We start from the raw sequence: 13,622 nt of genomic DNA on the forward strand, positions 1-13,622 counted from the left end.
TCTCAATCCTCAAGCCGTCGAAGCCGGCTCGCGCCGGTCTTCAGTCCGCCATAGTAGTAGTCGTGGAATCCCGCTGTTTCCATCAGCTCAAAGACCTTTTGCATGTTGTACTCGACCCGATGCAGCTCGAAGGTCTCGCCGTCGAAAGTCGCAAACGCAGCCCGTGGATCGCCGTCGCGCGGCTGCCCGACGGATCCCGGATTGCAATAGGTCTTGTCGCCGAAGCGGTGGATGCTTTGCACGTGGGTATGGCCGCTGACGAAGTTGTCGCCGGAGAGGCGCGCGAAATAGTCCTCGTTGGGGTCGGTGAGGTACTCATCGATCGGATCGCCCCATCCGGCGTGAACGACCTGGACATTCCCGATATGCATTTGCAGGCGAAACGCCCTCAGCCAGTTCACGTTCTCGGACGTGATCACCTTCCGCTGATAGACCAGACACTCGTTCACGCTCTTGGATCTGGTGCAGAAACCGCCGAAGCCCAGGTACCAGTCATGGTTGCCGAGAACGCTGTGGATGCCACGCCTCTTCAGCTCGTCGCAGCATTCGTTGACCTGGGAATAATAGCCGACCACGTCGCCCACACAGAAGATCTCGGCGACGCGCATGCGATCGAGCTCGGCGAGGACCGCCTTCAGCGCCTCGAAATTTCCGTGGATGTCAGAGATGAACGCTATCGTCATAGAAGATGAAATCCTCGGTATAGCGGACGGCTCTGCCGCGCTTGATGTCCGGTTGGACCGGCATCCGTTTCTCGATGGCCATGTCGACCGCCATCAAGGCTTCGTTGTAGCCAAAGGCGGCGCGGATCGACGTGGATGACGAAATCCTCGGATTGATCTCGAGCAGCTTCAGGCCGCGGTCCGTCTTGCGAAACTGAAAATTGGTCGGCCCGATCGGAGAAAACGCCCTGCACAGATCCTGGACGGCCTCGGAAAAATCGACCTGATTGACAACCTCGGCCTTCTCTGTGAACCCGTCCTTGGAGAGCTTTCGCCGAAGCGCCATGAAGGCCGAATGGCCCCCATGGCCATCGCAAAACGCGGATACCGTGAACTCCTCATCGTCTCGCCCGACGATGGGTTGCGCCATCAAGGTCGTTTTTGTCGCGGGAGCAATTTTGGCAAACTGCTCGGCAGTCTCGACCACCACGATACCCTTGGATCCAAAGCCCCGGCGTGGCTTCAGCAGGAACGGCAGGCCGCATTTCTCGCTGAGGAAATCGAAGTCCATCTCCAGATAGCTCGGGATCGCATAAGGCAACTTCAGTGTCAGCTGCCGTTCATAGAACGGCCATTTGTCCGAGCATCTGGAAATCAGTTCGAGCGAATTGAGAACGACCTTGGTTCCGGTCGCTTCAATTTCGGCGACGTGATCCGCCCATTTGTACATGTCTGCATCGATGCCGGGGAACGCCACGTCGACGTGATGCTCGCGCAGCAGCGCGAGAAGGCGATCGAGGTAGTCCGGCGCGTCCGTCCGGGGCACGACTTCAAAAACGTCGCAAAATCCGTGCGCGACCGAGTCGGTATAGATCGAGGTGCCGATGAGCGTCATCGGTCGCTTCGACATCCTCAGGGAGCGCAAGATTCCGTAACCGACGATGCCGCAGGCGCCGGAGACTAATATCGTCGTCACGACGCCAACCTTCGGTGAGCCGCTTCCATCTGCATGCCTTGCGCCATGGATATGCGGGGAGAATAATCGATCAGCCGGAACAGCGTCTCGTCGCAAGCAAAGCCGTTGCTCGCGATGTCGGGCTTGCCTCGCAGGAAGCGGACCTTGCTTTTGCTGTCGAAAGCGGAAATGGCCGCCGCCGCGATTTGAGAATAGGTGACGTTGTCGGGGTTGACGCAGCGATAGACGCCTTCGAGCTTCGTCGTCATCACGGCCGAGATGATGTTTGCCATGTCCTGGGCATGGATGAAGTTTCTCACAGCGTCATTCGAACCGAAGAGGTCGATGTCTTCATTCCTCTGGGCCTTGTCCATGATGGCGTACAGGAATGGCTGATGTTTGCGAAACTGCTCGCCCACACCATAGATCCGTGAAGGCTTCAGCACCGCGATCGGCAGCCGAAGCTCTCGGCCGCAGAATTGTGCGACGTCCTCGGAATGCCTCTTTGAAAGCGAGTAGGCGCCGAAGAAAGGAGAGTCGTTGTCGAGATCCGCAAAGATGCTGGAGATGTGCACGAAATGTTTTGCGTTGGCCCTTGAACTTGCATGACAGAGCTTCATCAGGCCAGTCACGTTGACTTCCATTGCTTGCAGGGTGTCGCGAAATTCCTTGCCCCCGAATGCTGCGGCCATGTTCACGACGCAGTCGATCTCGCCGGGAATCCGGATGTCGAGCGAACAGAGGTCCAATTCGACATCGCAGCCCCTGCGCCCGGCCGTCAACACGTCGCAATGGTCACGAAGGAGTGGGATCAGCGCCTGTGCCAGCGATGAGGTTCCCCCGACGATCAACACTCTCATGAGCCCGCCTACTCGTCCGGCGTGAGCTGAGCGAGAAGCCCGCAGGAGAGTTCCGGGTAGTCAACTCCCATCTCGCACAAGGCTTGGATGATTTTGGTGTCGAGATTTAACGACAGGATCTGACTCGTCGCGAAGGGCTTGAGGTAGATGCCCTCCATTCTCTCGATTTTGTAGCCGGCGTCGCTGACGAGCTTAGTGAGTGAGGCGACTGTAAAGTACCGCTTGTGCCCCAGGAGCAGATCGTTCTCCGAAAGAGCCTGCATGTCGGGCAGCATTCCCGCAAGATTCCCGAGCCTTCGGTTCATGACCTCGGCATTGGGGACCGCCACAAACAGTTTGCCGGCGGGCGCGAGAAATGTCCTGAAGCGGTTCAAGATCAAGAGCGGGTCGTCGACATGCTCGAGGATGAACCCCATGACGATAAGGTCGAATCTTTCGTCTGTGTCGAACTCCTCGAAGTAGGTTTCGACGAGTTCGCTTTTGTTGTCCGGAAATCTGAGCTTGAAGTTTTCGATGACCGCGGGCGATCCCTCAAGAACCACATGGCGGCCGGGTCCGCCTGAAAAGATTTCGGTGGCAAATCCGTGCCCCAGCCCGAGATCCAGGACGGCGCGCGGACCCTTGACGACACCCGCGATGCGCTTCGGGTACCAGGTCAGCGCAATCTCGTTGTCGAAATCGTAGATGTTCTTGCCTTCATAGGCGGCGACGTGGACATCCAATCGACCGTTCATGGGTTCTCTCTCCCCAAATTCGATGCGCCATCGGACGCCTGGTCCGCAGGCATATCAATCGCTCCCTTGATTCGCCACGCGCCGGCGCGGTGAGGCGAAGGCGGTGTCAAGCTTCACGCAAGCTGCAAACGGGATAGTGAGAAGCGGCAACCTCCCTGCAGTCTCGGGTTGCTGCCCGCTCTCCCATGATCCGGAAGGTCCCCGATGAATTATCACGACGGCACTCTCGCAAGAGCAGACGAGATTTCGACAGGGCCGTCTTCGTTGACGCGGGATGAATATTACCAGATCTGCCTTCGACACCTGAGGACAGGCGAGCTCGAACAGGCCGAAGCCCGTTGCCGGGAAGGGCTGGCCTCGGACGCGAACCATGCCGGCCTGCTTCATCTGATGGCCGGTGTGTCTCTGCTCAACGGGAATTACGATGCCGCCCTCGAGTGGGCCGGCCGTGCCCTCACCAATGAGATGAAGGCGACTTATCTCGCAACGTTCGGGACGGCTCTGCAAGGCAAGGGGCTCCAGGCGGAGGCGCTGGAGGCGTTTCAGCGCGCGGTGGCGCTCGACCCCGTTGACCCCTCAATCTGGGAGAATTTTGGTAACGCCTTGAACAGGGCGGGGCATGGCAACCAGGCGAGCCTTTGCTTTTTGATCGCGCGCGCGTATCAGAAATTGCCGTTCCTTGCGGAGTGCTGTGCTGTCCCTCGCAGCGGCTGGAATGCCCTGACAGCGCAGTTCAATCCGCATCTTCAGAGCCGCCCGGGATTGCAAGAAGCCCGCGATCCCATTCACTGCTTCTGGTCGAACGCGCCGCTGAGCGAGATGTCGCGGCTCTCGCTTCAGTCGATAGTCCGCCATGGCCATCCGGTCAAGCTGTACACTTACGACAATATCGACGCCATGCAGACACGTGTGCCGCCCGGCGTCTTGGTGGTCGACGCGGCAAACCTCGTGCCGGGTGCGATCTACCAGCATGCCGTTCTGAACAGCGAGATCCGCTACTTCAGCGACATCTTCCGCTATGCCGTCCTTCATGAATTCGGCGGCTGGTGGCTCGATACGGACATCGTGCTGGTGAAGCCCCTGGATTTTGGCAGGGAGCACGTGTTTTCGACGCAATGGTCGGGAGTCGAGGACGGGCATGTGTGCACCGGCGACGCGATGCGCGCACCCAAGGGCTCGCCCCACATGGCCAATCTGTATGCGCTGTCCCTGCAGCGGCTCTTCAGCGAAAAGCGCGTCGAATACGGCGCGGTAGGGCCGCTGTTGCTCAGCGAATATCTGCTGGCAGGTGACGAGGAACTCCAATCCTCGATTCTGCCGCCGACCACCTTCAACGCGATCGACTGGCGTGAAGTGGATTTGTTTGCCGTCGAGGGCCGGGCTGGCTTCGATCTCTTGAGCGATCCCCGTGTGACGGGTGTCCATCTCTGGGGAAAAATGTGGGCCGAGCGGGGGCTGCGCTTCGATGCGGTCCCCGAGCAGAGCGTGGCGGGTTATCTCAAGAAGCTGGTGCTCGAGCCGAACTGGTTGACGCAGCTTGCGGCGAAATACGACTCCGACAAGGGCGCAGTCTACAAGGGCGACCTTGCCCATCACTATACGCGAATCTATCACGAGCTGTTCCGATCGAAGGCGCTCGAGCCCATTCGCATCCTGGAAATCGGTCTGTGCCGGGGGCGGGTCGAAGGCTGGACCCAGGATCAGGTGCCGTCGCTGCAGATGTGGCTGGACTACTTCCCGAATGCCGAGGTCATCGGCGCCGGCATCGAGGATTTCAGCTGGTTCTCCCGTCCACGGGTCAGGATCCATCGCATCGATCAGGGCGATCGCGGCATGCTGGAGCAGCTTGCAGCCAAGGAAAAGCCGCTCGACATCGTCATCGATGACGGCTCTCACGCCTCGGTGCACCAGCATCTGACGCTCGGCGTGCTGTTTCCCTCGCTGAAGCCGGGCGGCTTGTTCGTGATCGAGGATCTCGATTGGCAGCCGCCGGAGATTCCGTCCAACGGCGCGCCCCTGGTCAAGGATGTGCTCAACGCCATGAAGGTGAGCGGCTCGTTCACGTCCAACATCATGACCGAGGCCGAAGCGAAGTTGATCTCGGAGGAGGTCGACGAGATCCTCCTCAACGACAGTTTCCGCGAGTTGATGTCGCGCGGCAAGCTGGGCGGCCTGGGCGTACTGAAGCGCAAGGCGTAATAGCCGGAAGCGAGCTCGCGGCCTCAGTCGATCATCTCGACCTTGGCTGCGGCCTGGCTCGGCCTGTCCTGGTCGCGCCAGAACCACACGGTGACGACGCCGGAGCGGCCTCGGATCTGCGTCAGCAGGGGGCCCGACAGGACACCGTCGGGCGCTCCGTGAAAGTCGGCCGCATCGAGCAGTGCGTCGGTCAGTGCGAGCCGCGCATCGTTTTGCGCGGCGACCTCCATCAGCCGGCTCGCGAGATTGACGGTGTCGCCGTTTGCCGTGATGTGCTGGTGGCTCTCGCCGAGACGGGAGGCGACGATCGGGCCGAAATGCGCCCCGATCTTGAACCCGAGCCGGTCGCCGATCACAGGCGGCAGTGACGCCATCCAGCGCTCGACACCGCGATGCAGGTCGATCGCGCATTTCAGCGCGCGCGCCGCGTCATCAGGCATCGCGCTCGGCAGGCCGAACAGGATCATGGCGCCGTCACCGAGAAAGCTGGTGATCATGCCGCCGCAATCGACCGCGGCCCGGTCGATCAGCGCGTGGAATGCCTGCAGGATGTCCTGGAGTTCATCCGGATCGATCTGCTGGCTCAGCGCGGTGAAATCGGAGAGATCGATGAACACGATGGCCGCATCCTGCCGGACGGGCTTCGCCAGGAAATTGGGATCGCGTGCCAGCCACTCCTGCACGGCCGGCGCCTGGAATTGCGCCAGCGATCGGCTCTTGGCGGCGAGATATTGCGTGCGGCGGCCTCCCGCCCACAATTGCACGCCGACCAACACCGCGACCGGTGGCACCACGGCCGCGAGCGTGGTCGCGGCATCGAGCCAGATTCCGTGCGTGAACGCGAACAGATTGAGCCCGGCCCAGGCGACCATCACCGCGGCTGCCACGACGAAGCCGAGTGCACTCCGTCGCCAGGCCAGCAGGCCGACCAGCAGCATCGGCAGCAGGATCGCGATGAGCGCATCGGCGATGTGAACCTTGCGGTCGCGCACGATGCTGTCGCCGGCGACGAGATGCGTGATCGCGGTCGAGATCACCTCGACACCGGGCATCAGGGAATCGAACGGCGTCGGAAAGAAGTCGCCGCCGCCGGCGACGGCGGCGCCGATCACGACGATCCGGTTCTCGATCGCGTTGCGGTCGAGCGTGCCGTCGAAAATGCTCTGTGCGCTCACCGTGCGGATGGTACGGCGCGGGCCGTAATAGGTGATCGGCAGCGCGAAGTCGGAGTCCGTCGGCACGGTGAGATCGCCGAGCATGAGATGATCGGGCGCGATCGTCAGCGGCTTGTCGAGTGCACGGCTTGCGACCCGCAGCGGAAACGACAGTTCGACCTTGTCGTCTGTCCGGAACAGCATCGGTACCGAGAGCGGCGAGCCGGATTGCCCGGTCGCGACGTTGACGATACCGACGTCGGCGTGATCCGCGAACATCGGCAGTGGCAGCAGGAAGCGCTCGGCCTGGGGCAGGGCGGCGAGCGGCCCGGCGCTGGCCGGCGCCACGGTCTCGCTCGCGCTCGGGAAGATCGCCGCGGCTGCGAGCACCATGGGACCGGTGGCGAGCGTGTGGGCCAGCGTGACGTCGCCGATCGCGGCGCTGCGGTCGATCAGCAGGAGGTCGATCGCGACGACCTTCGGCTTGAACTGCACGATGGTGTCGACCACGCGGGCGAGATCGGCGCGCGGCAGCGGATAGGTGCCGCCGCGTTTCACCACGGTGTCGTCGATGGCGACGATGGTGACGAGATCGGGCGGAGCCTGCACGCCGCGGACCTGCGTTCGCCAATCCGTCAGCGTCGCCTCGAGCCGATCGAGAAAGCGCAGATGACCGTTGGCGTGGCCCGCATAGATGCCCGCGCCCCACAGCGCGGTGAGGACAAGTGCCAGCAGAATTTGAACGCGTCTCTTCATACCGTCGTACTGCATTCTTCTTTTTGTTGTCGGGGCCTGCCCGAGCAGGTCGTGACGACCGAGTTTGATTGGCCGAGTCTTATTGACCGAGCCTTATTGGCCCAGCCTTGCCATCAGCGCATCGACGCGCGGCTGGCCCCATGTCTTGACGGTCAGCGGACCGGTTGCTTCCACGTCGACGCCTTCGCCGGTGCCCAGCACGACGCCGCGTGCACGCGCCGCGCGGCGGGTCACGCCAACGCGGCCGTTGGCGACGAACACGGAGGTCTTGGCCTCGGCGACATCGACCGCCCATTTGGTGCCGCGCACGGCGGCGATCGCTTGCGGTGTCAGCACCTTGAAGGGATTGCCGCCGGGCTTCTTGGGCACCTCGACCAGCAGCGCCTTGCTGCTCAACTCCACGGAGTCAATATGTCCGTCGCGGTTAGCGTCGTTTAGTTCAAATCGGGCGCCGTTTTCGGCAACGATCGTGATGCCGTTGTCGCAGCGCCAGGTCTGCGTCCCTGCGGCCGATGGTGATGGCGTGCAGCCCGCATTGGCGGCAGGCTGTGCAGTTGCGGATCCGATCAACATAAATGACCACGCCAGGGCGCAAAACCCGGCGCGCGAAAACCCTCTCATGCCAGCCTCCGTTTGCGTGCTCGGCACAGTTCAAGGCGATGTTGATACGGTACCGTATCACGCGCAGAGGCTGCTGAAAAGTGCCGGGCTGATTAGCTATTTTTGCGCTGCGGCAATTTCCAGACCGGCGCGATCAACTTTCAGTCATGGCGCCGTGCCGCGTGAGCACTCTGTGCGCGATGTGTGATGTGTGTGCTGCCGCCTTCCTGCTGACATCTGCTGATGGCCACACCAGCCTCGCGCAACGCTTCCCCGCTATCTTCCGGATATTGATGACCACGAAAACGACTTGGTCGGTGCGTCTAGAGATGCGGTCGGAGAGGTCCGCTGACCGTGCCGAACCGGCCGAGAATTATGGTTAAAAGTTTCGTCTAAGTCCGTAGTTCTACGGGCTTTTTTCTCGAAATGGCACAGCGTTAACGACCTGCCCTACATCCGCCAGAACTTAATCCGCATTTAACTAAAAGTCGCCTTAATGACGCTCCGACCCTCTGCGAGATGCTGTTCCCGGATCGTGACCAGCGGCACTTCGAAGGGGGATTGAGTGACACCGTCCTGGACGCAAGGCGAATGAGTACGAGTATCGCTGCGCAAAGTAACGCGGCACGGAAGCCCAAAAATTTTCATCGGAAGTCTTCCCGGAAAATGACCACCCAAAACGTGCTTGGCGCGGCCGTGATCGGCTGCGTCGTGCTTGCCGGCTGGACCGTCTACAACAACATCTTCGCTGCCAGCGTCTATCCGACCGTTGGCAGCTCCGGCTACGATGAGCCCGTGGTCAAGCGTGCGCCCAGGGTTGCGCTGCGCGAGGCGGGCGAGGCCATCCGGGAGACCTTTGCGCTGCTGCCCGACCGGCTGCAGGTGGCTGCACCGATTTCGCGCGAGATGTTCAACGAGCGCTTTGCCGCGGCAGCGACGCAGGGCGTCGAATCCAACGCGGCGAGCGCTGCGCCCGCGACGAACGTCGCCGACGCCAGGGACGTGGCGAAGCCGACCGTCGTCGCCAAGGTCGCGGAAGTCTTGAAGAGCCCGGCCAAGGTCGTCGAGAAGATCGCCGATGCCGCGAGGACCAAGCGTGCTGAGGCACCGGTGCAACTCGCCTCAGCTGATCCGGCCGAGATCGTGCCGGCGCCCGAAGCCAAGCCAAAGTCCTTTGCCGATCGCGCCAAGGCCGCGGTGATGTCGATCACCGGTCCGCGCCAGTCGATGGTTGACAAGCTCTGGGGCAAGCGTGAGCCGTCAGGCGGCTTGCTCGCCTATGCATCGGCCGATGCCAGCGTGACCTCGGCGATCGCGCCGAAGGAGCAGAACCCGATGCTTGGCGGTTCGGCGCCCTATGAGCGCGATACCGCGGTCTACGATATCACCGCCAAGACGGTTTACCTGCCCGACGGCACCAGGCTCGAGGCGCATTCCGGCCTCGGCTCCAATCTCGACGATCCCCGTTCGTCGCGGGTCCGCATGCGCGGCGTGACGCCACCGCACATCTACAATCTGAAGCCGCGCGAGGCGCTGTTCCACGGCGTTCCGGCGCTGCGGCTGACCCCGGTCGGCGGCGAGAACGCGATCTACGGCCGTGACGGTCTGCTCGCGCACACTTTCATGCTCGGGCCGAACGGCGACTCCAACGGCTGCGTGTCGTTCAAGGACTATTACGCGTTCCTCGACGCCTATCGTAACAAGGGCATCCGCAAGCTCGCGGTGCTGGCGCGGGTCGAGTGACGCTCTCCCGCGCGTCCTTTAGGGATTTTATCGCTTCACGAAATTGAAGGTGCAGGGCCTAAGTTCGTTGCGTTTGCCGCTGCCGCGGGTGCGTTCGAACTGCGCGTCGATCGTGTACGCATAGGGCGAGCCAGGAACAGCGCTGTTGACCGTATAGGCGCTCGGTCCCGTCGTGCCCCGAGCGCTCAGCGTCGTCTTTCCGTCAGCCGGTATCTGTCCGTCGATCGCAAGCGTGTTGTTTGTTCGCAGCTCCGAATCCTCGGCGTGGAACGCGCCGTTCGCGACAGTGGCCGACAGGGTTCGAGTGTAGCCGAGCGCCTTGCCGGAGTTCGTGCAACTTATGGTGACGTCCCACTTGCCGTCGAAGCTCTTGCTCTCGCCGGTTGCCGGCGCAAGTGCCGTTTTCTGCTTCAGGCCGTTAATCCGCGCCCTGGCGAGACTGGCGAAGCTGCAACCCGAAAATCTCGTCAGATGATCTTCGTAGGCGTCGAGGGTGCCGATGCCGTCGGCGGCTTTCCAGTGCGCCTCTGCGGCCGCGCAAGGATCGGGCCGCGGCGCAGGCGAGGGAGCTGCCGGTGCAATCGTGACCGATACCGGCGCGTTCAAGTAGAACTTGCCGATGATGGACAAGGAAAGCTCCGGGAGCTGGGTCTTGCCGCTGGTGTCATAGACGTCGCTGCTGATGTCGCGGAAGACATCGCCGATCTCGTGCGGCTCTTCGATGTGCTTGAGGAACGCACTCGTATACGGGCTGTTGCGGCCGCTTCCATCCGCAGCGGTCTGCCCGGACTGGGTCGAGAAGGACACGATCGTGCCGAGCGGTGCTTCGACCTTCGAAAGCCCGCGTCCGATCGAGGCTCCACGCGTCACGCCGGCTGAACGCTTCAGGCTGTCGGCCAGCGGATTGTCGCGGCAGGAATCGAGCACCAGGATGCGCAGGTTCTTGGCCTGCTGCAAATCGTTTACGATGTCGTCGACGCGCACGAGGCGCTTCAGATCCGCTTCGTCGGTAAGCACGGCGTCAATCGGCATCAAATAGTTCACGCCGTTGAACTGCATCGCATGCCCGCTGTAATAGAACATGGCGACGTCCGCCTTGCTCGCGGCGCGCGCGAAGCGGATGGTCAGGTCCTGCATGTTGGCCTGGCGCAAGTCGATGCCCTGGATGACCTCGAAGCCGCTGCGCTTGAGCGAGAGGGCGACGTCTTCGGCATCGTGCGAGGGGTTGGCGAGCTGCGGGGCGTTGGCATAGGCGCCATTGCCGATGACCAGCGCGACCCGTGTTTCCGCCGATGCAGGACGAAGTCCCAGCCAGCAGCCGACGAGGGCAACGAAAAATCCGGCAAGGCGAAATCTGGAAAGAGCACGCATGAATGCCCTCCGAGGAAATATCAGAAAATATCGTCCAGATTAGCGCATGCTGCGCCGACATCAACGCCCTCGCTGTGAAGTTGCTCACATTCGCCGACGGTAATATCTTATCGTCACGCCGGGCTCGGCGTGATTGCCTTTCGTAGCGCCATTTCGGTCGCAATTGCTTCCCTAACGGCAGGCCGCGCCTGCATGCGTTCGAGATACGCCGCCAGCGACGGCCATTGCGCCACGTCGACACCTGCGGCACGGAGCAGCAGCAAAGCCCAGGTGAGATGAGCATCCGCAACGGTGAAGCGTTGACCCACGAGGAATTCACGGTCCGTCAGATGCGCTGCTGGCACCGACAAAGTCTGAGCGATCCTCGCGCGCGGCTTGGCGAGCGAGGCGTCGTCCTTGTACCAGAAGGTCGGAAACAGGAAGGCCTTGTGGATCTCGGTACCGACAAAGCTCAGCCATTCCTGCAGGCGGTAGCGATCGGGATCGCCGGGCGGCGGCGCAAGGCCGCGCTCAGGGGTCAGGTCGGCGATGTATTGCAGCACCGCCGCGCTCTCGGTCAGGCGCTCGCCGTTCGCCAGCACGAGGACCGGCACCGCGCCCTTCGACGAGATGCCGCGAAAATCGCTGTTGTCGTCCGCGACCGTCTTGGTCCCGAGATGCACCAGATGATAGCGCGCATCGAGGCCTGCTTCCATCAGCGCGATGCGGCTCGCAAGCGAGCAGGCCATCGGCGAGAAATAGAGCTGCAGCATCGCGTTGCTCCGCTATGTCAGCGCATCGCCGCGCGCGATGATCGCGAAGCGGTCGGATAGCTCGGCGAGTGCGACCTCGTGGATGGTCCGGGCGTTCAGCGTGCCGCCGCGGCCGTCGGGCAGGTCGCGCGTGGCGCAGGCGTCGGCGTCGATCGTCGTGCGAAAGCCGAGGTCGAGCGCGGCGCGCGCCGTGGAGCTGACGCACATATGCGTCATGAAGCCGGCCAGTACGATGTTCTTCCTGTCGGTCGCGGCAAGGCGCGCCTGCAAATCCGTGCCGGCAAACGCGTTCGGCAGCTCCTTCTCGATCACCAGCTCGCCGGCACGGGGGCTGAGCTCGGCGACGATGGCGCCACGGTCGGCGCCGCGATCGAACAGGCTGCCGGCCTTGCCGCGATGGGCGATATGGATGATCGCGGCCCCGGCCTCGCGTGCCCGCGCCAGGAGTGCGGCTGCCTGCGTGATCGCAGGTCTCGCGTCGGGCAGGGCGAGCGGACCGGCGAGATATTCGTTCTGGATGTCGATCAGCACCAGCGCGGCGTCGCCAAGACGCGGCGGGTTGAGGTCGGCACCGGCGAGCTGCAGCAGGGTCTTTGCGGTTGTCATGGTCTGGACATCTCCGGGGCTAAAAGCTCGACAAACATAGCCCCGGGGGTGCCTGCCGATATGCAGGGATATTGCAGCGGGTGGCTGCGATATTGCAGGCTGAGCCGGGCCGGTATAACCTCGCACGATGAACTGGGACGATCTGCGCATCATCGCTGCCGTCAGGGACGAGGGCACCTACGCGGGCGCCAGCGCGCGGCTGCGCATCGACGAGACCACGGTCGGGCGCAGGCTGTCGCGCATCGAGCGCGCGCTCGGTTTGCGTCTGTTCGAGGCCGCCGACGGCGTCCGCAGGCCGACGCGGAGTTGCGAGGCGGTGCTGGCGCATGTCGAGGCGATGGCCGCACACGCCGCCGAGATCGGTCGCGTCGGTGCGAGCCTGGCGGGTCCGGTGGGACGCCTGCGCATCGCCTCCACCAACACGGTCGCCGAAGAGGTGCTGTCGCCGCGCGCGAACGACTTCCTGCGCGCCAATCCCGGCCTTACGCTGCAATTCCTCACCTCGAGCGACAACGTCAGGTTCTCGCGCTGGGAGGCCGATCTCGCCATCCGGCTGCGCAAGCCCGACAAGGGCGACTTCGCAATCTCAAAACTCGGCGATATCCGCATCTATTATTTCGAGCCGGTTACGACCGAGGGCGAGCCGATGCTGTGCGCCTATCCGGACGAACTCGGTGCCATTCCCGAGATGCAATTCCTGCGCACGAAGCAAGCCCGCGCGCGCTGCGTCACCGACAACGTCCGCGTCATCCGTAACCTGATCCGCGCGCATCAGGCCGCCGGCGTGCTGCCGGAGTATGTTTGCGCGGATCTGCTCGTCGATCGCCGCCTGCGCGCTACGCTGCTGCCGAAACGGCGCGACGTCTGGCTGCTCGTGCAGAACCACCTCAAGCGCGACGCCGCAACGCGCGTGACGATCGACTGGGTGAGGGCGTGTTTCCAGGACATGTCGCGCAGTTGAGGCGATGTCGCGGTGTGACGATCGCGTCACAGCGAAAGACGCGTGACGAAAAATCTTGGCTATCCCCCTTGCAACCCGAACGTGCTTCGTCTATTAGCCCGCTCCTTCGCTAGGCCATGTGTCCGGGCTCTCCGAGATCCCGGCTGGCGCGGGCCGGTCTCCGGTTTCGTGTTCCGCCGAATGAAGGCAAACGCAGGACGTAGCTCATGGAGAGCGTCGGGGTGAAACCCGAAGGCATCGGTTCGATTCCGGTCTCTTGCACCACGAAG

At 62.7% G+C, this 13,622-nt stretch carries 12 protein-coding genes and 1 tRNA gene; 4 read left to right on the forward strand and 9 right to left on the reverse strand.

The window, feature by feature from the left end:
• Positions 1-2: 2 nt before the first annotated feature.
• The 4 genes from FXB40_RS15935 to FXB40_RS15950 are packed head-to-tail and all read right to left on the reverse strand — an operon-like array spanning position 3 to position 3,211.
• Complete coding sequence (locus FXB40_RS15935; RefSeq protein ID WP_148773133.1) at positions 3-683, reverse strand: metallophosphoesterase family protein; 681 nt, start codon at positions 681-683, stop codon at positions 3-5.
• Positions 661-1,638, reverse strand: coding sequence for an ATP-grasp domain-containing protein (locus FXB40_RS15940; RefSeq protein ID WP_148773134.1), 978 nt, complete (start codon positions 1,636-1,638; stop codon positions 661-663). The genes FXB40_RS15935 and FXB40_RS15940 overlap by 23 nt, the downstream gene beginning before the upstream one ends.
• Positions 1,635-2,471 carry an NAD-dependent epimerase/dehydratase family protein gene (locus FXB40_RS15945; RefSeq protein WP_187436912.1) on the reverse strand — a complete coding sequence of 279 codons (837 nt, stop codon included), beginning with the start codon at positions 2,469-2,471 and terminating at the stop codon, positions 1,635-1,637. The genes FXB40_RS15940 and FXB40_RS15945 overlap by 4 nt, the downstream gene beginning before the upstream one ends.
• 14 nt (positions 2,472-2,485) lie before the next feature.
• The gene (locus tag FXB40_RS15950; RefSeq protein WP_148773136.1) at positions 2,486-3,211 is read right to left on the reverse strand and encodes a class I SAM-dependent methyltransferase; all 726 of its coding nucleotides are present in this window, start codon (positions 3,209-3,211) and stop codon (positions 2,486-2,488) included.
• Positions 3,212-3,415: 204 nt separating this feature from the next.
• Here FXB40_RS15950 and FXB40_RS15955 point away from each other — a divergent pair, with 204 nt between their 5' ends.
• Entirely contained in the window at positions 3,416-5,410 is a 1,995-nt protein-coding gene (locus FXB40_RS15955; protein WP_148773137.1) for a glycosyltransferase, read from the forward strand.
• Positions 5,411-5,433: 23 nt separating this feature from the next.
• Here FXB40_RS15955 and FXB40_RS15960 read toward each other — a convergent pair whose 3' ends face one another.
• Positions 5,434-7,320, reverse strand: coding sequence for a CHASE2 domain-containing protein (locus FXB40_RS15960; RefSeq protein ID WP_148773138.1), 1,887 nt, complete (start codon positions 7,318-7,320; stop codon positions 5,434-5,436).
• A 93-nt stretch (positions 7,321-7,413) separates the two neighbouring features.
• Positions 7,414-7,941: a FecR domain-containing protein gene (locus FXB40_RS15965; protein WP_187436913.1), complete on the reverse strand. Its 528-nt coding sequence runs from the start codon at positions 7,939-7,941 to the stop codon at positions 7,414-7,416.
• Positions 7,942-8,586: 645 nt separating this feature from the next.
• Between FXB40_RS15965 and FXB40_RS15970 the strand changes: the two genes are divergently transcribed.
• Positions 8,587-9,663 carry a DUF2778 domain-containing protein gene (locus tag FXB40_RS15970; RefSeq protein ID WP_187436914.1) on the forward strand — a complete coding sequence of 359 codons (1,077 nt, stop codon included), beginning with the start codon at positions 8,587-8,589 and terminating at the stop codon, positions 9,661-9,663.
• 27 nt (positions 9,664-9,690) lie between these two features.
• On the opposite strand, the gene FXB40_RS15975 is transcribed toward FXB40_RS15970, so the two are convergent.
• The 3 genes from FXB40_RS15975 to FXB40_RS15985 form a co-directional block, all read right to left on the reverse strand.
• Positions 9,691-11,034: a caspase family protein gene (locus FXB40_RS15975; RefSeq protein WP_148773141.1), complete on the reverse strand. Its 1,344-nt coding sequence runs from the start codon at positions 11,032-11,034 to the stop codon at positions 9,691-9,693.
• Positions 11,035-11,147: 113 nt separating this feature from the next.
• Positions 11,148-11,786 carry a glutathione binding-like protein gene (locus FXB40_RS15980; RefSeq protein WP_148773142.1) on the reverse strand — a complete coding sequence of 213 codons (639 nt, stop codon included), beginning with the start codon at positions 11,784-11,786 and terminating at the stop codon, positions 11,148-11,150.
• 12 nt (positions 11,787-11,798) lie between these two features.
• Positions 11,799-12,392: a cysteine hydrolase family protein gene (locus FXB40_RS15985; RefSeq protein WP_148773143.1), complete on the reverse strand. Its 594-nt coding sequence runs from the start codon at positions 12,390-12,392 to the stop codon at positions 11,799-11,801.
• 127 nt (positions 12,393-12,519) lie between these two features.
• On the opposite strand from FXB40_RS15985, the gene FXB40_RS15990 reads away from it, so the two are divergent.
• Both FXB40_RS15990 and FXB40_RS15995 read left to right on the forward strand, forming a co-directional pair.
• Positions 12,520-13,353: a LysR family transcriptional regulator gene (locus FXB40_RS15990; protein WP_148773144.1), complete on the forward strand. Its 834-nt coding sequence runs from the start codon at positions 12,520-12,522 to the stop codon at positions 13,351-13,353.
• Between the two features lie 192 nt (positions 13,354-13,545).
• Positions 13,546-13,617, forward strand: a tRNA-Ser gene (locus tag FXB40_RS15995).
• Positions 13,618-13,622 lie beyond the last annotated feature (5 nt).

It is taken from the genome of Bradyrhizobium rifense (assembly GCF_008123425.1).
Classification (GTDB): domain Bacteria; phylum Pseudomonadota; class Alphaproteobacteria; order Rhizobiales; family Xanthobacteraceae; genus Bradyrhizobium; species Bradyrhizobium rifense.